Source organism: Pigmentiphaga litoralis (genome assembly GCF_013408655.1).
GTDB classification, from domain to species: Bacteria; Pseudomonadota; Gammaproteobacteria; order Burkholderiales; family Burkholderiaceae_B; genus Pigmentiphaga; species Pigmentiphaga litoralis_A.
On sequence record NZ_JACCBP010000001.1, the window covers coordinates 1,339,884 to 1,361,004 of the forward strand.

Annotated in this window: 13 protein-coding genes; 5 read left to right on the forward strand and 8 right to left on the reverse strand. The window is 65.1% G+C overall.

Annotation, left to right across the window (positions count from 1 at the left end; genetic code table 11):
- Positions 1–127 precede the first annotated feature (127 nt).
- Positions 128–2,416 (forward strand): FdhF/YdeP family oxidoreductase, encoded by a 2,289-nt coding sequence (locus HD883_RS05990; protein WP_179587344.1) that lies wholly within the window; start codon positions 128–130, stop codon positions 2,414–2,416.
- A 21-nt stretch (positions 2,417–2,437) separates the two neighbouring features.
- Here HD883_RS05990 and HD883_RS05995 read toward each other — a convergent pair whose 3' ends face one another.
- On the reverse strand, positions 2,438–3,511 hold the full coding sequence (locus tag HD883_RS05995; protein WP_179587342.1) for a Bug family tripartite tricarboxylate transporter substrate binding protein: 1,074 nt from the start codon (positions 3,509–3,511) through the stop codon (positions 2,438–2,440).
- Between the two features lie 101 nt (positions 3,512–3,612).
- Positions 3,613–5,178, reverse strand: a complete 1,566-nt coding sequence (locus tag HD883_RS06000) for a UbiD family decarboxylase (protein WP_257022006.1) — start codon at positions 5,176–5,178, stop codon at positions 3,613–3,615.
- A gap of 332 nt (positions 5,179–5,510) precedes the next feature.
- Here HD883_RS06000 and HD883_RS06005 point away from each other — a divergent pair, with 332 nt between their 5' ends.
- The 4 genes from HD883_RS06005 (at position 5,511) to ilvD (ending at position 10,779) form a co-directional block, all read left to right on the forward strand.
- Positions 5,511–5,945, forward strand: coding sequence for a CopG family transcriptional regulator (locus HD883_RS06005; protein WP_179587338.1), 435 nt, complete (start codon positions 5,511–5,513; stop codon positions 5,943–5,945).
- Between the two features lie 19 nt (positions 5,946–5,964).
- On the forward strand, positions 5,965–7,248 hold the full coding sequence (locus HD883_RS06010; protein WP_179587336.1) for an extracellular catalytic domain type 1 short-chain-length polyhydroxyalkanoate depolymerase: 1,284 nt from the start codon (positions 5,965–5,967) through the stop codon (positions 7,246–7,248).
- A 283-nt stretch (positions 7,249–7,531) separates the two neighbouring features.
- Complete coding sequence (locus tag HD883_RS06015; protein WP_179587334.1) at positions 7,532–9,061, forward strand: FAD-dependent oxidoreductase; 1,530 nt, start codon at positions 7,532–7,534, stop codon at positions 9,059–9,061.
- 20 nt (positions 9,062–9,081) lie between these two features.
- Positions 9,082–10,779, forward strand: coding sequence for a dihydroxy-acid dehydratase (gene ilvD, locus HD883_RS06020; protein WP_179587332.1), 1,698 nt, complete (start codon positions 9,082–9,084; stop codon positions 10,777–10,779).
- Between the two features lie 245 nt (positions 10,780–11,024).
- Here the strand turns inward: ilvD and HD883_RS06025 are convergent, their stop codons facing one another.
- The 6 genes from HD883_RS06025 to aceE form a co-directional block, all read right to left on the reverse strand.
- A complete protein-coding gene (locus HD883_RS06025; protein ID WP_257022426.1) occupies positions 11,025–11,339 on the reverse strand; it encodes a nucleotide pyrophosphohydrolase in 315 nt (104 codons plus the stop codon).
- Between the two features lie 62 nt (positions 11,340–11,401).
- A complete protein-coding gene (locus HD883_RS06030; RefSeq protein ID WP_257022007.1) occupies positions 11,402–12,184 on the reverse strand; it encodes a metallophosphoesterase in 783 nt (260 codons plus the stop codon).
- A gap of 404 nt (positions 12,185–12,588) precedes the next feature.
- Positions 12,589–13,905 carry an Nramp family divalent metal transporter gene (locus HD883_RS06035; RefSeq protein WP_179587330.1) on the reverse strand — a complete coding sequence of 439 codons (1,317 nt, stop codon included), beginning with the start codon at positions 13,903–13,905 and terminating at the stop codon, positions 12,589–12,591.
- Between the two features lie 321 nt (positions 13,906–14,226).
- On the reverse strand, positions 14,227–16,167 hold the full coding sequence (lpdA, locus tag HD883_RS06040; protein ID WP_179587328.1) for a dihydrolipoyl dehydrogenase: 1,941 nt from the start codon (positions 16,165–16,167) through the stop codon (positions 14,227–14,229).
- A 9-nt stretch (positions 16,168–16,176) separates the two neighbouring features.
- Positions 16,177–17,919 (reverse strand): dihydrolipoyllysine-residue acetyltransferase, encoded by a 1,743-nt coding sequence (gene aceF, locus HD883_RS06045; RefSeq protein WP_179587326.1) that lies wholly within the window; start codon positions 17,917–17,919, stop codon positions 16,177–16,179.
- 121 nt (positions 17,920–18,040) lie between these two features.
- Entirely contained in the window at positions 18,041–20,752 is a 2,712-nt protein-coding gene (gene aceE / locus HD883_RS06050; protein ID WP_179587324.1) for a pyruvate dehydrogenase (acetyl-transferring), homodimeric type, read from the reverse strand.
- Positions 20,753–21,121 lie beyond the last annotated feature (369 nt).

Here is a 21,121-nt window from a genome sequence, read left to right on the forward strand (position 1 = left end):
GCGATCGGCCACCCCGGTTCAGCGCTGCGTCAGCCCCGCCAGCCTTGCTTACAAAACGAGCAAGAGGCTTACTTGCGCCCCCCTTCGGGCACGCGCGAGACTAAAGGTCGAGTTAGTGGAGATCAGCATGGCGCGTGACATCAAAATCGAACCCTATGACGGCCCGGCGGGCGGATGGGGCTCCGCCCGGTCGGTGACAGAAATCCTGACCCGGGAGCACGCCCTGACATCCGGGCCCGCCGTGCTGCGCGTGCAGAACAAGCCGGGCGGCGTCGCCTGTGTCAGCTGCGCGTGGGCCAAGCCGTCGGAACCGCATCTGTTCGAATTCTGCGAGAACGGCGCCAAAGCCACGGCTTGGGAAAACACGTCGCTGCGCGCAACGCCCGACTTCTTTGCGAAGCACACGGTGACCGAATTGCTGGGCTGGCGTGACTACGACCTGGAACAGACCGGACGCCTGACGGCCCCCATGCGCTGGGATCCCGCCACCGACACCTACAAGGAAGTGAGCTGGGAATCGGCGTTTGAAGAAATCGGCCGGGAACTCAAGGCCCTGAAGGCCGACGACGTGGACTCGGTGGTGTTCTATGCGTCGGGCCGCGCGTCCAACGAAAGCTCGTACATGTGGCAATTGCTGGCCCGCCAGTTTGGCAACAACAACCTGCCCGACAGCTCGAACATGTGCCACGAAAGCACGTCGGTCGCGCTGCCCGAAACCATCGGCATGCCGGTCGGCACCGTCTGGCTTGAAGACTACGAACACACCGATTGCATCCTGTTCTTTGGCCAGAACGTGGGCAGCAACAGCCCGCGCATGCTGCATGACCTGCAGCACTGCAGCCAGCGCGGCGTCCCGATCATCACCTTCAATCCCTTGAAAGAACGGGGCCTGGAACGCTTCGTCAATCCGCAGGCCCCGACCGAGATGCTGACGAACAGCGCCACCCGCATCAGCTCGCAATACCTGCAGGTCAAGACCGGGGGCGACATCGCCGCGATCATGGGCGTGTGCAAGGCATTGATCGAGGCCGACGATGGCGCGGTCGCCACCGGTTCGCCGCGCCTGATCGACGTCGACTTCATCGCCACCCACACCCACGGATTCGACGAATTTGCCGATTCCGCGCGCGCCGCGTCGTGGGACACCATTGAAGCCCACAGCGGGCTCCAACGCGCCGACCTGGAAACCGTCGCCGCGACCTACGCCCAATCCAAGGCGGCCATGGGCATCTACGGCATGGGACTGACCCAGCACCGCGCCGGCGTCGACAACGTCAAGATGCTGGTCAACCTGTTGCTGTTGCGAGGCAATATCGGCAAAAAAGGCGCGGGCATCTGCCCGGTGCGGGGCCATTCCAACGTGCAGGGTCAACGCACTGTCGGCATCACCGAAAAGCCTGAATTATTCCCCTTGGACAAGCTGGCCGAGCTCTATCACTTCGAGCCCCCGCGCCACAAAGGCCTGAATACGATCGAGACCTGTGAAGGGGTTCTGGATGGCAGCGTCAAAGCCTTCCTGGGCCTGGGCGGCAACTTTGTCCGGGCCGTGCCGGAAACGGTCGCCATGGAAGAAGCGTGGACCCAGCTGCGTCTGACGGTGCAGGTCGCCACCAAACTGAATCGCAGCCATCTGGTGCACGGCCGGATCAGCTACGTGCTGCCCTGCCTGGGCCGCACCGAAGAGGACGTGCAATTGAGCGGCGTCCAGGCCGTCACGACCGAAGACAGCACCACCTTCATTCATGCATCGTACGGGCGCGCCACGCCGGCCAGCCCCACCTTGAAGTCCGAGCCGGCGATCATTGCCGGCCTTGCGCTTGCCAGCCTGGACCACACCACGGTGCCCTGGGCCGACTGGGCCGGCGACTACCGCCTGGTGCGCGGCGCGATTGAAAAGACCTTGCCCGAGCAGTTCTACGACTACGAAACACGCATGCGCACGCCCGGCGGCTTTCCGCGGCCCAATACCGCGCGCGAACGCAAATGGAACACCAAGACCGGCCGCGCCAACTTTACCGTTCCCGCCAGCTTCAAGGCCGATGCCGATGTGGAAGTGCATGCGCCCGATGTCTTGCAGTTGATGACCCTGCGCAGCAACGACCAGTTCAACACCACGGTGTACGGGTACGACGACCGTTTCCGCGGCGTGGACGGCACCCGCCATGTGCTGTTCATGAACCGGGCCGACATCTCGCGGCTGGGCTATGCGGACGGCGAGACCGTCAGCGTCGTGACGGCAGTCGAGCCCGACAAGCCCCGCAAGGTTGCCGGCTTGCGCATCGTGGCTTACGACATCCCGCAAGGTTGCGTGGGCGGCTACTACCCGGAATGCAATCCGCTGATCCCGCTGTGGCACTACGCCGAAGAAAGCTTCGTGCCGGCTGCCAAGGCGATACCGGTCAGGCTGGAGCGGTGACCTGACCGTTACCGGGCCGGCTTATTCCGGCTGGATATTCGCGTCGCGCATGACCTTCGTCCACTGGGGGATTTCAGCCTGGATGCGCTGTGACAGTTCTTCAGGCGTGCTGGGGGACACTTCCACGCCCACGGCGTAGAACTTGTCGTGCGTGGCCTTCTCTTTCAGGATCGCGGTGACTTCCTGATTGAGCTTGTCGATGATGGGGCGCGGCACGCCTGCCGGGGTCACCAGGCCGAACCACACGGTCAATTCGAAGCCTGGCAGCGTTTCGGCTACCGTCGGCAGATTGGGCATGGCTTCGGTGCGTTTCAGGCTGGTCGATGCCAGTGCCCGCAGCTTGCCGGTCGCCACATTGGGCAGCGACGAGCTGCCGCCTTCGAACATCATGTCCACCTGGCCGGCCATCAGGTCGGTCGACGCCGGCGCGCTGCCCTTGTAGGGAATGTGCAGGATGTCGACCTTGGCCAGGTCCTTGAACATTTCGGCCACCAGGTGCTGCGAGCTGCCCTGCCCCAGCGATGCAAACGTCAGCTTGCCAGGCTTGGCCTTGGCCAGGCTGATCAGCTCGGGCACGGTCGTGGCGGGGACGTTGCTGTTTACCACCAGGTAGAACGGCGTATTGAACAGCATGGTGACAGGCGCAAAGTCCTTGACCGCGTCATACGGCAACTTCTTTTTGGCGATCGGGTTGAAGACCAGCGCGGTCTGCGTGCCGATGAACAGCGTGTAGCCGTCGGGTGCGGCGCGGGCGGCGGCTTCGGCGGCGATCGCCTGATTGGCGCCGGCCCGGTTTTCCACGACGACGGGCTGATTGAGCCGTTTGCCCAGTTCCAGCGCCAGATAGCGCGCGAACGTGTCGCCCAGGCCGCCCGGTGTGTGCGGCGAAATGATCTTCATCATCCGGTTGGGATAGTCGCCTGCGCCCTGCGCGCGGCTGGCCTGGAACGGCGCGGCGGCACAGGCGATGGCCACGGCCAGCGCGGTGCCCAGCATCAGGTGGCGGCGCGTGGCCGATGCCGTCGCAGGCGCGGCGGCGGCCGCATGGGTCGTGCGTTTGAAAAACGTCTTCTGTCGATAGCCGAATGCGGTCATGCCTGGTGTCTCCTCCAGTGTGTCGATGGACGGCGCCGGTGGTCCGGCGCTCTGTGTCCGAATGCGGGTAGTGGTGACTGCGGTCTGCTGAACGAAAACGCTTACTGCTCGAACTGGTAGCGGCCTTCGTCGTCGCGCGTGATGGACCGGGTGGCCGCGATGTCTTCCAGCCAACGTACGACTTCGCGGCCATCTTTGGTGCCCGTGGCCGACATCAGCTCGCCAAAACTTTTGGGACCATCTTCCAGCGCCGCCAGCCAGGAGTCGAACCGCGCGCCGTCGAAGACCGGGGGCGCCGGCACCCGATGCTCCATTGACCGCTTGGCGCCCGGCTTCAGGATCGGCAGCGTCAGATCGAACCCGGCCTTGGCGCCCTGATGCGAGCCGGCCAGCGACGGATCGAGCGGCATGGCGCGCAGGCCCGTCACCACGACCAGGTCGCGATCGGCCTGGAAGCGCGTGGCCAGCGCCCAGTCCATTTGCGCGTCCGAAAAGATGTCGATGTCCGGATCGACGACAAACACGTGTTTGACATTGGCCAGCGACGAGAACACGGCGGTAATCGCATTGCGCGCCTCGCCCGGCACGCGCTGGCGCATGGCGACGCGCACGTTGAACATGCCGCCGGTGGCCGGGTTGGCATAGACACTGTCCACCTGACGGACGGCGGTTTCCAGGGCGCGCCACACCATGACTTCGGTGCGCAGGGCCGACAGTTGCGCCGTGTCGGTGGTCGCCATGCTCGGGCCGCTGATGGTCGCGGTCTGGAAGACGGCGTCGCGCCGGTGCGTGATCGCCGTCACATGGAACAGCGGATTGCGCTTGACCCCGCCGTAGTAGCCCAGGAATTCGCCGTACGGGCCTTCCGGCTCGCTATGGCCATGTTCGTGCAGATAGCCTTCGATGATGAATTCGGCGTCGGCCGGCACCCGCAGGTCATTGGTCACGCACTTGACCACGGGCAGCGGCGCGTCCCGCAAGCTGGCGATCAGGGCCAGTTCGTCGGTGGGAATACGCATGGTCGCGGCCACGTGGTCGATCGGGTGCGACCCCACTGCAAAAGCGATTGGCAGACGTTCGCCTCGCCCGGCATGGGCCAGGTAAATGGCGCGCAGGTCGGACGGCGCCACGACGTCCACGCCAGCCACGCGGCGGCCGCGCAGCATCAGGCGGCGGATGCCGACGTTGGTCCAGCCGGTTTCCGGATCCCGCACAAAGTCGATGGATGCCGAGATATACGGTGCGCCGTCCATGCCGTGCTGCAGGTGGACCGGCAAGGCAGTCAGATCGCAGTCGTCGCCGGTCAGCACGACCTGCTGCACGGGCGCGGCGTCGCGCGGAACGTCAACGACCTCCCCTTTGCGGCGCAGCCTTGCCATGATTTCCGGCAGCAGGCCGTCAGGTGTCGTGCCAAAGGCCTGCGCAATGCGATTGCGGCCGGCCACCACGCTGCCGCACAGGCTGGTCGACTCGCCTCCGGGGGCGTCGAACCAGACGGCACGCGGATTGCCTTCCAGAATGGCCGCGATCTCGGTCAATGGGGTCGCGCCGGTTCGGCGGTCCAGTTCGTCGTCGCCCAGGCTTTCCAGGAAATTTTTAAGGCGGAAACGCTCCATGTCGAGCGCGGAGGCAGCGGCAGGCGCAGCCGGGTGGTGGGCATCGGTCAAACGAGTCTCCTGGATCGGCGGATCGGCGTCTGGCGGGCTAGGGGTGGCGCCGACGCGGTCTCTTTTGTGGTGAGCCATTAAAGAGCAAGCCCGCGCCGGAAATAAGCAAAAGTTTTCGATGAGGTGATCGCAGAAAACGAACAATGTGTCACGACTGCGCTTTGACGCGGCGCAGCAAAGCGAGCTATAACCATCCCATTGGATGGTCAGTGGATGTTTTCCGGATGTCCTTTGGATGTCTTGAGAAGCGCAACGGAGGCCCGGCGACGGTCCTCCGGGCACCTTGCCCTGGCACCGATCCCTACCGTCCGCCGCATTTCCTGGAGTTGTCCATGAACGACGCACCTGTTCCGGCCTTGCCGCCGGCCAGCCGCCCCAAAGGCGGCGAGACCGAAAAGATCACCATCAACCTGGGTCCGGTAGACCTGGGCCAGATCGACCTGCTGGTGCAGGAAGGCTTCTATGCCAACCGCACCGATCTGATCCGCACGGCCATCCGCAATCAGCTGGCGCTGCATACCAAAGTCGTCCACGACACCGTGGTGCGGCGCGAGCTGGTGCTGGGCATGCAGCACTTTTCCCGGGCCGACCTTGAAGCGGTCCGGGCGCGAGGCGAAACGCTGAGCATCCAGGTGCTGGGCCTGGCAAGCATTGCGAACGACGTCACGCCCGAACTGGCGCTGGCCACCATCGAATCCCTTTCCGTGCTGGGCGCCTTTCACGCCAGCGCCGCCGTCAAAACCGCATTGGCCGCCCGGACCCACTGAGGCCGCCACAGGAGCACGCATGAATATGAATGACGATTTCTTGAAGTCCATGCAGGACGCCGCCCGACTGCTGCAGACCGCCGGCCCGCAGGAAGCCACCGCCGCCATCCAGCGCGCGTTGGGCGCCCTGCCCGGCCAGACTGGCGCCGGTTTCGACCCCGCCGCGTTCGCGCAAGGGTCGGCTGCAAGCGCTGGCGCCACGGCGCTGGGCGCGGCAGTCGCTGCCAAGGTGGCGGAAGCCACGCGGGCAGCCACCGCCGGGTTTGCTGCGCAAGCGGCCGGGGGATCTCCGCTGGCAGGTGCAGGGACGTCACCCTTTGCCGGGGCCGGGGCGTCACCCTTTGCCGGTGCCGCGGCGTCACCCTTTGCCGGTGCCGCGGCGTCACCCTTCGCCGGCGCGGCCGGACGCCCGGCGTCCGCGAACGCCGCCACCGTTGAAGACACCGGCCACACCGTGCGCCGCACCTTCACCGGCCCCGCCGGGTCCCGCGACTACCTGCTCTACATTCCCAGCGGCTACGCCGACACGCCCCTGCCGCTGGTCGTCATGCTGCACGGCTGCACGCAAGACGGCGTCGACTTTGCCGCCGGCACCGGCATGAATCGCCTGGCCGAACCCGGCGTCTGTCTGGTCGCCTACCCGATCCAGCGCCAGAGCGACAACATGTCCAAGTGCTGGAACTGGTTCCGCCCGGGTGACCAGGTGCGTGGCGGGGGCGAGGCCGCCCTGCTCGCGGGTCTGACCGAAGACATCCTGGCCAACTACAAGGTGGATCGCCGGCGGGTGTACGTTGCGGGCCTGTCGGCCGGCGGCGCCATGGCCGCGATCCTGGGCCACGCCTATCCCGATCTGTACGCCGCGGTAGGCGTGCACTCGGGCCTGGACGTGGGCGCCGCGCGTGACATCCCTTCGGCCATGGCTGCCATGAAAAGCGGCCAGGCCCCCAGCCGAAACACCGTCACGGCAAAGTCGAAAGGCCCTGCCCTGCCGACCATCGTCTTCCAGGGTGATGCCGACACCACCGTCCACCCGCAACACGCGGAACACATCGTGCGGCGCATCAGCGGTCCGGCATCGGCCAAGGCGGCAGCGGACCGGGGCGAGGCGGCCGGTGGCCGGTCGTACAGCAAGAAGGTGATTCCCGGAGAAGACGGCCGAGCGGATGTGGAGCACTGGACCATCCATGGCGCCGGTCACGCCTGGGCCGGTGGTGATCGCGCCGGCAGCTACACCGACCCGATGGGCCCGGACGCCAGCCGCGAAATGCTGCGGTTCTTCCTGGCGCATCCGAAGGCAGCGTGACGGCTGCTTCATGGCGCTGCCCAAGGGCGCTGTGACGGCTGCCTTCTGCCGCTTCCCAAGGGCGCTGTGACGGCTGCCTTCTGCCGCTGCCCAAGGGTGCTGTGACGACCGTTGCTGTAGAGGCGCGGGTCGATCCAGGACCTCGCGCCCGGCCCCGTCACTCCCCCTCCGTTTGACCCCAGCTTTCGCTTCGCCTTTATTTTTTTGGAACAACGTTCCATAATAATGAAAACTGGGCGGGCCATCCTGCGCGTCCGGGCGCAGAACAGGCTGGGCGAGACGCATGAAAACCATCGAACGCAGTGACGAACGCATTTTGTCCTCGGACATTTTCGAGGGGCAACGCACGGATCGGCCGCGGGACACCGGCCTCTACCAGGAAGCCGCCCGCGACATTCCGATCCATCATCGCTGCGACGTCCTGGTGGTGGGAGGCGGGCCGGCCGGCACCGCAGCCGCCATTGCGGCCGCGCGCGAAGGGGCGCAAGTCACCCTGCTCGAGCGCTACAACCACCTGGGCGGGCTATCGACGGGCGGGCTGGTGATCTGGATCGACCGGATGACCGATTGGGAAGGCAAGCCCACCATTCGTGGCCTGGCCGAAGAACTGCTGCACCGGCTTCCCCCTGGCGCGGTGGCCGGTCCGGCCGCCGACGAATGGGGATCGCGCGATCCGCAACGCGCCGCCTACTGGGCGCAGCGTACGGCGGCCTATCACGGCGTCGTGACCTGGTCGCCCACCATCGACCCGGAACGCCTGAAGCTGTTGTCGCAGGAAATGGTGCTGGAACATGGCGTGCGCCTGGTGTTCCACGCCTGGGGCGCGACCCCCATCGTGCAAGACGGCGCGGCCCGCGGCGCGATCTTCGAAAGCAAGGAAGGCCGCATGGCCATCCGCGCCAAGGTCGTGATCGATTGCACCGGCGACGGCGACATGTTCGCGCGTGCCGGCACCGAATTTGAAACCGATATCGAAGCCAACGACGTCCACCATTGCATGAACACCTCATGGATGTTCGGCGGCGTGGATATGGCGCGCTGGATCGAATTCCGCGTGGGCCAGCCGGACCAGTACACGGAATTCATGGCGCAGGGCCGCAAGGCCGTGGGCCTGTTTGAACGGCCTTTTGTGTCCTGGCGCAATGACGTCGCCCTGTTCATGGGGCCGCGCCAGTCGGGCTTTTCCGGACTGGTCGTGGAAGACCTGACCGATGTCGAGGTGCGATCCCACCGACTGATGGCAGGCCACCTCGACTTCTTCCGGGAACACGCGCCGGGCTTCGAAAACGCCTTCCTGATGATCAGCGCGCCGCAGATCGGTGTGCGCCACACGCGCCGCCTGGTCGGCACGGGCCGCATCGTGCGCGAACAGTGGTCATCGGGCACCGCGCTGCCTGATGAAGTCGGTGTCACGCCTGCCGTATCGCCCAAGTTTCCCAACATCTCCATTCCCTATGGCGCCCTGGTGCCCAAGCAGCTGGATGGGCTGCTGGCCGCGGGCCGCCACATTTCGTGCGACCCGAATTCCCATGGCTTCATGCGCGAGATCCCGCAATGCTGGGTGACCGGCCAGGCGGCGGGCACGGCAGCCGCGCTGGCGGTATCGCAGAACGTCGAGCCGCGCGCCGTGGATATTGGCAGCCTGCAAGCCGCTTTGCTGCGTCAGCACGTGCTGGTACGGCCCGGTGCGACGACAAACGGACCGCGTCGTGAAGGCAATGAAGGCGCTGCCCAAGGCACTGGGCACGACACTGCGCCGCCGTCCGATGCCCACCCCCACGCCGCCAGAACTGGCGCGAGCCAGGCCGCCTGAGCCATCCCCGGAGACACCCCATGACCCGCCCCCTGCGCAGCAACTTTCCGCGCGGCTCTTACCTGTGGGCCGTGCGCAATGCCCAATGGCAGGCGCTTGGCCTTGATGAAGCCGACTGCGAAAAGCCCAAGATTGCCGTGGTCAACAGCTCGTCGGAACTCGCGTCTTGCTTCAGCCACCTTGACACCGTATCGGTGCAGCTCAAGGCCGCCATCCGCGCGGCGGGCGCGATTCCGTTCGAAATCCGCACCGCCGCGCCCAGCGACTTCATTACGGGCGCCGGCGCGCGCGGCGCCTACATGCTGGGCGCGCGTGACCTGATCACCAATGACATCGAAGTCGCGGTCGAAGGCGCGCAGCTGGACGGCATGATCTGCCTGACTTCCTGCGACAAGACCGTGCCGGGCCAGCTCATGGCCGCCGCGCGCTTGAACATTCCGACCCTGATGGTGCCCTGCGGCTACCAGGCCAGCGGCGAGTTCCGGGGCAAACATGTGGACATTGAAGACGTGTTCGTCGGCGCCATGCACGCCGTGACCGGATCGATGCCTGTGGAAGAACTGATCGGCATGAGCCGGCAGGCCATCCGCAGTCCGGGCGTCTGCTCCGGTCTGGGCACGGCCAATTCGATGCACATGGTCTGCGAAGCGCTGGGCATGGCCTTGCCGGGCAGCACACCGGTGGCCGCCAACAGCGACAAGATGATGGCCGATGTGCGCGCGGCCGGCGCCCGCATCGTGCAGATGGTGCTGGACGACCTCAAGCCACGCGACATCCTGACCCACGGGGCCTTTTTGAATGCGGTGCGGGTCATCCTGTCGGTCGGCGGGTCGCTCAACACGGTCAAGCACATGCAGGCCGTTGCCGTCGAAGGCCGCACCGGTGTCGATGTCTACGCCCTGTTCGAACGCCTGGGCGGCAGTACGCCGGTGCTGAGCGGCGTGCGGCCCATCGGCGAGCAGACCATCGAAGCGTTCGAAGCCGCCGGCGGTTGCCGCGCGCTGATGAAGCAACTGGAACCCCTGCTGATGACGGATGTGCTGACCGCCACGGGAAGCACGGTGGCCGCCAACCTGGCGGACGCGGTTGTCCATGATCCCGAGGTCATCCGCCCGATCGACCGGCCGGTGGCCCCCCTGCCCGCCATCATTCTGCTGCGCGGCAACCTGGCGCCGGAATCCGGCCTGATCAAGACCGGCATTGTCGAACGCAAACAGCGCCGCTACACCGGTCCGGCCATCTGCTTCTGGACCACCGACGATGCCATCGCCGGCATCAAGGATGGCCGCATCCGGCCCGGCTGTGTGGTGGTGATGCGCGGCGCCGGCGTATGCGGCGGACCGGCCATGGGCGGAGGCGCGTCCCGGGTTGTGTTCGCAATCGATGGCGCGGGATTGGGCGACAAGGTGGCGATCTTGACCGACGGCCACCTGTCCGGACTGGTCTGCAAGGGATTGGTGGTGGCCGAGGTATCGCCCGAAGCGGCAATGGGCGGCCCGCTGGCCTTGGTAGAAGATGGGGACGCCATCACCATCGACCTGGACACCCGCCGCCTGGACCTGGAAGTCTCGCCCGAAGTGATGGCCCAGCGCCAGGCCCGCTGGCAAAAGCCGACCCAGCGCGCGCACGGCGGCTGGCTGCAGATCTATCGGGAAAACGTGCGGCCATTGAGTCAGGGTGCGGTGCTGGTGGATGCGGGCGAAGCACCGGGGGCGTGACACAGGCGGATGGCGCAGGTAGGCATTGGCATACCGCGGTGACTGAGGCGACTGCATCGGCGCACGGCGGGTTGGGCACCGGGTGATGGGTGCTGTACTGGTTGCTGAGTGCTAGGTGCTGGGTGCTGGGTGCTGGGTGCTGGGTGCTGGGTGCTGGGTGCTGCGTGCTGCGTGCCGGGTGCTGGCTGCGTGCTGCGTGCCGGGTGCTGCGTCCGGGTGCCGGGTCCAGCATCAGTCCAATCCGATTACGGCGCCGGATACTTCTGCGCGTTCAAGGCCAGCTTCTTCTCGATGGCCTCGTTCAGATCCACCCCCAGCACCGACGCGATCCGCACCAGATACATCGCAATATCGGCCAGTTCCTGACCGACATGCTCAGCCTGATCCGTCTGCATCACCGCTCGCGACTCGGCTTCGGTCGACCACTGGAAGATCTCGACCAGTTCCGCTGCTTCCACACTCAGCGCCATGGCCAGATTCTTGGGCGAATGGAAACGTTCCCAGTCGCGCGCGGCGGCAAAGGCCGCAAGCCGGCGTTCCAATCCACCCGCGTCCAACAACGGCCCGCCGGGCGCAACAGGGTCGGCCCCCTCGGTGCCCGGACCTTTTCCCGAATGGGTACTCACAAGCCGTCCGGGCTGCGCCACCAGCGCAGCAGCGAGCCGACCACGCCGGTTTCGATCGACGCATCATCCGCCATGGGCAGCGCCGGCTCCAGCATCCGCTCGGGCGACGGCACGTCCAGCGTGCCCAATTCCATCAACGTGAAATAGCCGTTCGGCTTCCATCCGCGCGTATCGATGTGGAAAACATTACCCAACCGCAGCGGTTCGCGCACCGGCGTATGACCGACGATCACCGCGTACACGCCCGCCACGCCTTCGGCGTTCTCGGAATGAATACGGTCGCGCGACCACATCGCCCGGTCGCGCGCCGAACGCCGCTTGATCAGCTTGGACTCCAGCGATGCCCAGTTGCTGGTCGGGCAATCGGCATGCAACAGGCCGACCAATCCGGCTTCCGTCTCGACGTCCATGGCCAGGGGCATGGCCGAAAAGGCATCCGCAAACTCTTCCTGCCGCGGTTCTGCCATGGCCAGGAACCACGCGCCGCCGTTGGTGGTGTAGTTATTGACGTCCACTTTTCCGTTGGCCACGTGTCGGATCGCGATGTCTTCATGGTTGCCGCGAACCGCGTGGAACCACGGGCGCGCGAGCCAGGCCAGCGACTCTTCCGACTCCGGCCCGCGGTCCACCAGGTCACCCACGCTGAACAGGCGGTCGACGGCAGGGTCGAATCCGATCGTGTCAAGCGCCGCCTGCAGCTTCGAAAAATGGCCGTGAATATCCCCGACCGCAAAGTCGCGGCCCCGCTGATTACGCTGAAAATGTTGCACCAGGGACATCGTTTATCCGTTCACTCTGCGTTTTCCATGCCTTCCACTACCCACGGACCTCGCTGCCGGACGCACGCGTGCAGCAACGATCTCCGCTACCCAAGCAAATATCGTGCAAGGCAGCAGGTTGTGCTCAAAGCGGAATATTGCAAGCACCCAGACACAGGAACACACTCTTGTGACAGCCTGGCATCTCACCGCCTGACTCCAGGCTCAGGTCGAAGCACTGCGTCGTGCCCCGGGTCAGTACGCCAGCTTGCCAGCCAGCCTGTTCGCTATTGCACCCGTACCCACTGCGCTATCGCGCCATCGCGCCATCGCACCATCGCACCATCGCACCATCGCACCATCGCACCATCGCACCAATGCACCAGCGCACCGTCGCCCGATCGCCCCATCACGCCACTGCGCCATCACGAAAAGACACTTGCCACCAGCCAGACATTCGCCGCGCTGATCACGCCGAACAAGCCCCAAGCGACCGTGCGCACCACGGGGCCATTCGCAAAGCCACCCATCAATGCCCGATCGCCCGACATCCGGATCAGCGGCCACATCGCAAACGGCAACTGGAAACTCAGCACCACCTGACTCAACACCAGCATCTTGCCAATGCCGCCATCGCCGAAGTACCAGACGCCTGCCCAGGCCGGCAACAGGGCCAGGCCCCGGGTGATCAAGCGCCGCTGCCAGCACGGGATCTTCAGGTCCAGAAAGCCTTCCATCACGATCTGACCGGCGATGGTGCCCGTGAATGTCGAGCTTTGACCCGAGGCGAGCAAAGCGATTCCGAACAGCACCGCCGCCACAGTCGACCCCACAATCGGATCCAGCAAGTGGTACGCATCTTCGATATCGGCCACCTGATCGTGGCCCGTACCGTGGAACGCGCTGGCCGCCAGGATCAGGATCGCGGCGTTGACCAGCAAGGCCAGCGACAACGACACGATCGTGTCGAACGTACAGAAGCGGATCGCGTCGCGCCGGCCGGCATCGGTCTTGACGGCCAATCGCGTCTGCACGATGGACGAATGCAGATACAGGTTATGCGGCATGACGGTCGCGCCAAGAATGCCGATCGACAGGTACAACGCGTCGGCGCTGCGCAGCCGTTCCAGCGTGGGCACGAACCCGATCGCCACCGCCGACCAATCCGGCTTGACCAGGAACAGTTCGATCGCAAAGCAGCCGGCAATCGTCAGGACCATCCCCAGCACGATGGCTTCTACCCGCCGGAACCCCGCGCCTTGCAGGCCAAGTATCAGGATCGTGTCGAAAGCCGTGATCGCAATGCCGGTGCTGATCGACACGCCAAACAGCAGGTGCAGGGCCAGCGCGCCGCCCAGAACTTCGGCCAGGTCGCACGCAATGATTGCCAGTTCGGCGCCGATCCACAAAAAACGGTTCACCGCCGGCCGGTAGCGGGCACGGCACAGCTCGGCCAAATCCTTCTGGGCGACCAGGCCCAGCCGCACGCACAGGGTCTGCAGCAGCATGGCCGCCAGGCTGGCCAGCAGCACGACGAACAGCAGGTTGTAGCCGTACTTGGATCCGGCTTCGATGTCGGTGGCCCAGTTGCCAGGGTCCATATAGCCCACCGACACCAGCAAGCCGGGGCCGGCAAACTTCAACCAGGTCTTGAAACGAGATGCGCCGTCGACAACGACGACGCTGCCTTTGACTTCCGAGGGGCAAAACGGCGCAGTGGCGGTATCGGGTAAAAAACGCATGGACATCCTGTCACTGGCGGCACCTTGCCGCCAACCAACTAGGATAACGAAGCGCGCTGCCCGCGTGCACGCATCCGATCGCGGCCGACCCCGCCTTGGCAGATATACAACGCAAGGCCTGCCAGCGGGCGGGACGACAGCCGGTCGGGCTCGCCGTGCCATGACATGACCGGGCCGCGCCCCGGTCGGCCCGGCGCGACGGCGGTTTCCGCCCAAACAAAAACGGCCTGCGCCATGACGACGCAGACCGTTCTGCAGCACGGGCCCGCATCCGGAAGCGGCACGCGCCGCCTTCCTTCCCCTGCCCTCTGCCGCCTGCCCTTAACGCTTGCGCGCGGGGGGCAGGTCCGTGCAACTGCCCTCGGCCACTTCCGCGGCCAGGCCGACGGATTCGCCCAGGGTCGGGTGCGGGTGGATCGTCTTGCCGATATCCACCATGTCCGCGCCCATTTCGATCGCCAGCGCCACTTCGCTGATCAGGTCGCCTGCGTGCGTGCCGACGATGCCGCCGCCGATGATCCGATGGGTTTCCTCATCGAAAATCAGCTTGGTAAAGCCTTCGTCGCGGCCATTCGCAATCGCCCGGCCCGATGCCGCCCAGGGGAACATGCCCTTGGTGATCTTCAGGCCTTGCTTCTTGGCTTCGTCTTCGGTCATGCCGACCCACGCCACTTCCGGATCGGTGTACGCCACCGACGGAATCACCGACGCGTCAAAGTGGCTCTTCTGGCCCGCAGCGGCTTCCGCCGCCACGTGGCCTTCATGCACCGCCTTGTGCGCCAGCATCGGCTGGCCAACCAGGTCGCCAATCGCGAAGATGTTCGGCACGTTGGTGCGCATCTGGCTGTTCACGGCAATGAAGCCGCGATCCGACACTTCGACACCCGCCTTGTCGGCGCCAATCTTCTTGCCGTTGGGGCTGCGGCCGACGGCCTGCAGCACCAGGTCGTAGCGCTGGGGTTCCTTCGGGGCGCCTTCACCCTCGAAGCTCACCCACACGCCATCTTCCCTGGCTTCGATGCCGACCGTCTTGGTCTTGAGCATGATGTTGTCGAAACGATGGGCATTGAACTTCTGCCAGACCTTGACCAGGTCGCGGTCGGCGCCCTGCATCAGGCCGTCCATCATTTCGACCACGTCCAGGCGCGCGCCCAGCGTCGAGTACACCGTACCCATTTCCAGGCCGATGATGCCGCCGCCGATGATCAGCATCTTCTTCGGCACGTCTTTCAGCAGCAAGGCGCCGGTCGAGTCGACGATACGATCGTCTTCCGGGGCGAACGGCAACTTCACGGACTGGCTGCCCGCCGCAATGATCGCGTTGGCGAACTTGACCGTCTGTTCACCGTCATCCGCCTTGACCGACAGCGTGTTGGCATCGACAAACGTGCCCACGCCGCGAATGACCGTGACCTTGCGGGCCTTGGCCATCCCGGCCAGGCCGCCCGTCAGCTTGCCGATCACGCCGTCCTTGAACGCGCGCAGCTTGTCGAGGTCGATCGTCGGCTTGCCGAAGCTGATGCCGTGGTCGGCCAGCGCAGCCGCTTCATCGATGATCGCTGCCGTGTGCAGCAATGCCTTCGACGGAATGCAGCCCACGTTCAGGCAGACACCGCCCAGCGTTGCGTAGCGTTCGACCATGGCGACCTTCAGGCCAAGGTCGGCCGCGCGGAACGCTGCCGAGTAGCCGCCAGGGCCCGCGCCCAGTACGACCACGTCGTACTCGCCGTCGGCCTTGGCCTTGTAGGTCTGCACACTGCTGTCGTCGGCCCGAGCAGGCTTGGACGACGCCGCGGCAGGCGCGCCACCGGACGACGATCCGGCCGCGGCCCGGGGCGCATCGGCCTTCGACGCCGCCCCCGGACCGGCAGGTACCGGCACCGGATCGGGATCCGGCTTGTCGTTGCTCTGGTCGCCCAGTTCGTCAGTCTTGGCAGGCGCGGTTTCGGCCTTGGCCGTACCGCCCGTTGCCGACGCCTGAGGCGCCGACGCCGGCTTGCCGGAACCCGCGGCCGAACCCGCCGCGCCGTCCGGCTCGATTTCGACCAGCACCGAACCCTGGCTGACCTTGTCGCCGATCTTGACCGAAATGGCCTTGACCACGCCGCCCTGGTCGGCCGGGATTTCCATGGACGACTTGTCGGATTCGACCGTGATCAGGCTCTGTTCCGCCTTGACCGTGTCACCCACGGCCACCAGGATCTCGATCACTTCGACGGCGTCGAAGTCACCGATATCAGGTACCTTCAGTTGGATAGCCATGCCATCTCCTTACAGGATCACGCGGCGGAAGTCCGCCAGCACGGCGCCCAGATAGGCGTTGAAACGCGCGGCGGACGCGCCGTCGATGACACGATGGTCATACGACAGCGACAGCGGCAGCGTGAGTTGCGGCACGAATTGCTTGCCGTCCCACACCGGCTTCATCGCCGACTTGCTCACGCCCAGGATCGCGACTTCGGGCGCATTGATGATCGGCGTAAAGTGCGTGCCGCCAATGCCGCCCAGCGACGAGATCGAGAAGCAGCCGCCCTGCATTTCGGCGGGGCCCAGCTTGCCGTCGCGTGCCTTCTTGGCCAGTTCGCCCGTTTCCACGGCGATCTGCATGATGCCCTTCTTGTCCGCATCGCGGATCACCGGCACGACCAGCCCGTTCGGCGTGTCAGCGGCAAAACCGATGTGGAAATACTTCTTGAGCACCAGGTTGTCGCCGTCCAGCGACGCGTTGAACTCGGGGAATTTCTTGAGCGCAGCCACGACGGCCTTGATCAGGAAGGCCAGCATCGTGACCTTGACGCCCGACTTCTCGTTTTCCTTGTTCAGCGATACGCGGAACGCTTCCAGGCCGCCGATATCCGCTTCGTCGTTGTTCGTGACGTGCGGGATCATGACCCAGTTGCGGTGCAGGTTCGCACCCGAAATCTTCTTGATGCGCGACAGCGGCTTGGCTTCGACTTCGCCGAACTTGGCGAAATCCACCTTGGGCCATGCCAGCACCTGCAGACCACCGCCGGCACCGGCCGGTGCAGCCGCCGCAGCCGCTGGCGCCACTGCGCCCTGCGCCATGACTTGCTTGACGTAATTGCGCACGTCGTCGGGCGTGACACGGTTCTTGGGGCCGGTCGCAGGCACCTTGGTCAGGTCCACGCCCAGCTCACGGGCGAACTTGCGCACCGATGGCGATGCATGGGCCTTGGGACCGCCGGCAACCGGGGTATCCACGGCCGCAGCCGGCGCCGGACGCGATGGCGTGGCGGCTTGCGATTCGCTTGGCTGGGCGCCAGCCTGCTGCGACGCGGCCGACGGGGCATCCGCCTTGGCCGCAGGCGCAGGTGCGCTGGCAGCAGGCTTGGCGGCGGGCGCCGCGGCAGCCTTGGACGCGCCACCCGACTTCAGCTTGACCAGGTTGCTGCCCTTGGACACCTTGTCGCCGATCTTGACCAGCACTTCGGTGACTTCCCCGGCGATCGCCGTCGGGATTTCCATGGACGACTTGTCGGATTCGACCGTCACCAGGCTCTGCTCGGCGCTGACCTTGTCACCCACCGCAACCAGCACTTCGATGACTTCGACGGAATCGAAATCGCCAATATCCGGCACGGTCACGATTTCTTCGGCTCCGCCCGCTGGCGCAGCATCGGCCGCAGGCGCGTCGTCGGCCTTGCTCTCGGGCTTGGCGGCAGGCTTGGACTCCGCCTTGGCTTCCGGCTTCGCACCGGCCGACGTCGCCGCCTTGGCAGGTTCGGGCGCCGGCTTGGCCGCAGGCGCATCGCCCGCCGCTTCGACTTCGACCAGCACCGTGCCCTGGCTTACCTTGTCGCCGATCTTGACCTTGATGGCCTTGATGACACCCGCGGCTTCGGCCGGGATTTCCATCGACGACTTGTCGGATTCCACCGTCACGAGGCTTTGCTCGGCGGTGATCGTGTCGCCCACCGCCACCAGGATCTCGATGACTTCCACTTCGCCAAAGTCACCGATGTCCGGGACTTTCAGCTCGTTCACATTGCTCATACCTTATCTCCAGGAAAGCCGGACCCCGGCCGTACAACAGCCCCGCCGACACGTGCGCGGGGCTGGGGCCGGCCAGGAAGTGGGCGGCGCGATCCGGTCGCGCCGCCCCTCCCGGCCGTCATCATGCGTAGTGGGGGTTGGCTTTCTCGGGGTTGATGCCGTACTTGGCGATCGCTTCGGCCACCTTGGCCATCGGGATCTTGCCTTCGTCCGCCAGCGCCTTCAGGGCCGACAGCGTGACGAAATGACGGTCCACTTCGAAGTGCTCGCGCAGCTTCGTGCGGAAGTCCGACCGGCCGAAACCGTCGGTGCCCAGGACGCGATACTCGCGGCCACGCGGCACGAATTGACGGATCTGGTCGCCAAAGGCCTTCATGTAGTCGGTCGACGCGATGATCGGGCCCGTGGTGCCTTCCAGCAGTTGCGTGACATACGGCACCACCGGCTTGGCGGTCGGGTGCAGCAGGTTTTCGCGTTCCGCGTCCAGGCCGTTGCGGCGCAGTTCGGTAAAGCTGGTCACGCTCCAGACGTCGGCGGCAATGCCCCAGTCGGCTTCCAGCAGGTCCTTGGCGGCGATGACTTCGCGCAGGATGGTGCCCGAACCCAGCAGCTGCACCTTCAGGTCGGCCTTGGCTTCGCTCTTGATCAGCGGGTACATGCCGCGGATGATGCCTTGCTCGTCGCCTTCCTTCAGACCCGGCTGCGCATAGTTCTCGTTCATTACCGTGATGTAGTAATAAACGTTTTCCTGGTCTTCGATCATGCGCTTCATGCCGTGCTGAATGATCACAGCAAGTTCATGCGCAAACGTCGGATCGTAGGCTACGCAGTTCGGGATGGTCGCGGCCAGCAGGTGGCTGTGACCGTCTTCGTGCTGCAGGCCTTCGCCGTTCAGCGTCGTGCGGCCGGCGGTGCCGCCCAGCAGGAAGCCCCGAGCCTGCATGTCGCCAGCGGCCCAGGCCAGGTCGCCAATACGCTGGAAGCCGAACATCGAGTAGTAGATGTAGAACGGCACCATGATGCGGTTGTTGGTCGAGTACGACGTGGCAGCCGCGATCCACGAGCTGAATGCGCCCGCTTCGTTGATGCCTTCTTCCAGGATCTGGCCGTCTTCCGACTCGCGGTAGTACATGACCTGCGCCTTGTCGACCGGAATGTACTTCTGGCCTTCGTGGGCGTAGATGCCGATCTGGCGGAACATGCCTTCCATGCCGAAGGTGCGCGACTCGTCGGGCACGATGGGCACGACGCGCGGACCCAGTTCCTTGTCACGCAGCAGCTGCGTCAGGATCCGGACGAACGCTTGCGTGGTCGAGATCTCGCGGCCTTCGGCGGTCGGATCGAGCACGGCCTTGAAGGTCGAGAGCGCAGGAACGTTCAGCTTCTCATCGGCGTTCAGGCGGCGTTTCGGCAGGTACCCGCCCAGGGCCTTGCGGCGCTCGTGCAGGTACTGCATTTCTGGCGAATCTTCCGGCGGCTGGTAGAAAGGAACGTCTTCCAGCTTGTCGTCGGCGATCGGGATGTTGAAACGGTCGCGGTAGGCACGGATGATGTCCGCGTCCAGCTTCTTTTGCTGGTGAGCCGGGTTGCGCGACTCGCCGGCGGTGCCCATGCCATAGCCCTTGATGGTCTTGGCCAGGATGACCGACGGACGGCCCACGCTCTTGGAGGCGGCGTCGAACGCGGCATACACCTTGTGGGGGTCATGGCCGCCACGGTTCAGGCGCCAGACGTCTTCGTCGCTCATGCGGCTGACCATTTCCAGCAGCGCCGGGTGCTTGCCAAAGAACTTTTCGCGCACGAATGCGCCGTCGTTGGCCTTGTACGCCTGGTACTCGCCGTCGACGGTTTCTTCCATGACCTTGCGCAGGATGCCTTCCTTGTCGCGCGCAAGCAGCGGATCCCAGTAACCGCCCCAGATCAGCTTGATGACGTTCCAGCCCGAGCCGCGGAATTCGCCTTCCAGTTCCTGGATGATCTTGCCGTTGCCGCGCACCGGACCGTCCAGGCGCTGCAGGTTGCAGTTGATCACGAAGACCAGGTTGTCGAGGTTTTCGCGCGAAGCCAGGCTGATGGCGCCCAGCGATTCGGGTTCGTCCATTTCGCCGTCGCCGCAGAATACCCAGACCTTGCGGTTGCTGGTGTCGGCAATGCCGCGGGCGTGCAGGTACTTCAGGAAGCGGGCCTGGTAGATCGCCATCAGGGGGCCAAGGCCCATCGAGACGGTCGGGAACTGCCAGAACTCGGGCATCAGCTTCGGATGCGGGTACGACGACAGACCCTTGCCGTCCACTTCCTGGCGGAAATTGTTCAGTTGGTCTTCGGTCAGGCGGCCTTCAAGAAAGGCGCGGCCGTAGATGCCGGGCGACGAGTGACCCTGGAAGTACACCAGGTCGCCACCGTGGCCTTCATGCTCGGCGTTCCAGAAATGGTTCTGGCCCGTGCCGATGATGGTGGCGAGCGACGCGAACGACGCGATGTGACCACCCAGGTCACCGCCGTCGGCCGGGTGCAGGCGGTTGGCGCGAACGACCATGGCCATGGCGTTCCAGCGCACGTACGAGCGGATGCGCTCTTCAAGGTCCAGCTTGCCCGGATGGCGCGGCTCCATATGCGGCGGGATCGTATTGACATACGCCGTGTTCGGAGAGAACGGGATGTAGGCGCCCGAGCGGCGAGCGTGATCGATCAGACGTTCGAGCAGATAGTGGGCACGGTCCGGCCCTTCGCGGTCCAGTACCGCCTCGAGTGCATCGAGCCATTCCTGGGTTTCAAGCGTATCTTCGTCGTTGGCGGCGCCTTCGCCGGCCCCGATCTGAGGAAGAGCGGACATATCTGTCTCCTGAGTCTATGGTCGTCCGGCAAATGGGTAAATCCGCCGGGCTTTTTGCCCCTCGATGCCTGGTCCGCGCAAGCTGTATTTCGCACGAAAAGGAGCAACTTGGCCGCGATTCTAGAAGGCGGCCTTACCTCGTGGCAACCTAAATTTCATGCTGCGGTGCGTCATATCATAATGTGAAATGTCCCACGTAAAAAATGTGAAGGCCTTGTGCCAAACATAGGCGGAATCGCCCAACAAGCCCGCTGCGGCTGCGTAAACTACGCGGATGTCCAGCACTACGCCTCCCAATATTCCTGCTCCGTTTCGTGAGCATGTTCGCCTGCGCCGCCGCAGCTGGTATTGGCTCACGCCTGCCATCGC

Excerpts from the sequence above, each read along its gene's own strand:
- HD883_RS05990 (WP_179587344.1), top strand. The coding sequence starts at position 128 with ATGGCGCGTGACATCAAAATCGAACCCTATGACGGCCCGGCGGGCGGA.
- HD883_RS05995 (WP_179587342.1), bottom strand. The coding sequence starts at position 3,511 with ATGACCGCATTCGGCTATCGACAGAAGACGTTTTTCAAACGCACGACC.
- HD883_RS06005 (WP_179587338.1), top strand. The coding sequence starts at position 5,511 with ATGAACGACGCACCTGTTCCGGCCTTGCCGCCGGCCAGCCGCCCCAAA.
- HD883_RS06010 (WP_179587336.1), top strand. The coding sequence starts at position 5,965 with ATGAATATGAATGACGATTTCTTGAAGTCCATGCAGGACGCCGCCCGA.
- HD883_RS06015 (WP_179587334.1), top strand. The coding sequence starts at position 7,532 with ATGAAAACCATCGAACGCAGTGACGAACGCATTTTGTCCTCGGACATT.
- ilvD (WP_179587332.1), top strand. The coding sequence starts at position 9,082 with ATGACCCGCCCCCTGCGCAGCAACTTTCCGCGCGGCTCTTACCTGTGG.
- HD883_RS06030 (WP_257022007.1), bottom strand. The coding sequence starts at position 12,184 with ATGTCCCTGGTGCAACATTTTCAGCGTAATCAGCGGGGCCGCGACTTT.
- HD883_RS06035 (WP_179587330.1), bottom strand. The coding sequence starts at position 13,905 with ATGCGTTTTTTACCCGATACCGCCACTGCGCCGTTTTGCCCCTCGGAA.
- lpdA (WP_179587328.1), bottom strand. The coding sequence starts at position 16,167 with ATGGCTATCCAACTGAAGGTACCTGATATCGGTGACTTCGACGCCGTC.
- aceF (WP_179587326.1), bottom strand. The coding sequence starts at position 17,919 with ATGAGCAATGTGAACGAGCTGAAAGTCCCGGACATCGGTGACTTTGGC.
- aceE (WP_179587324.1), bottom strand. The coding sequence starts at position 20,752 with ATGTCCGCTCTTCCTCAGATCGGGGCCGGCGAAGGCGCCGCCAACGAC.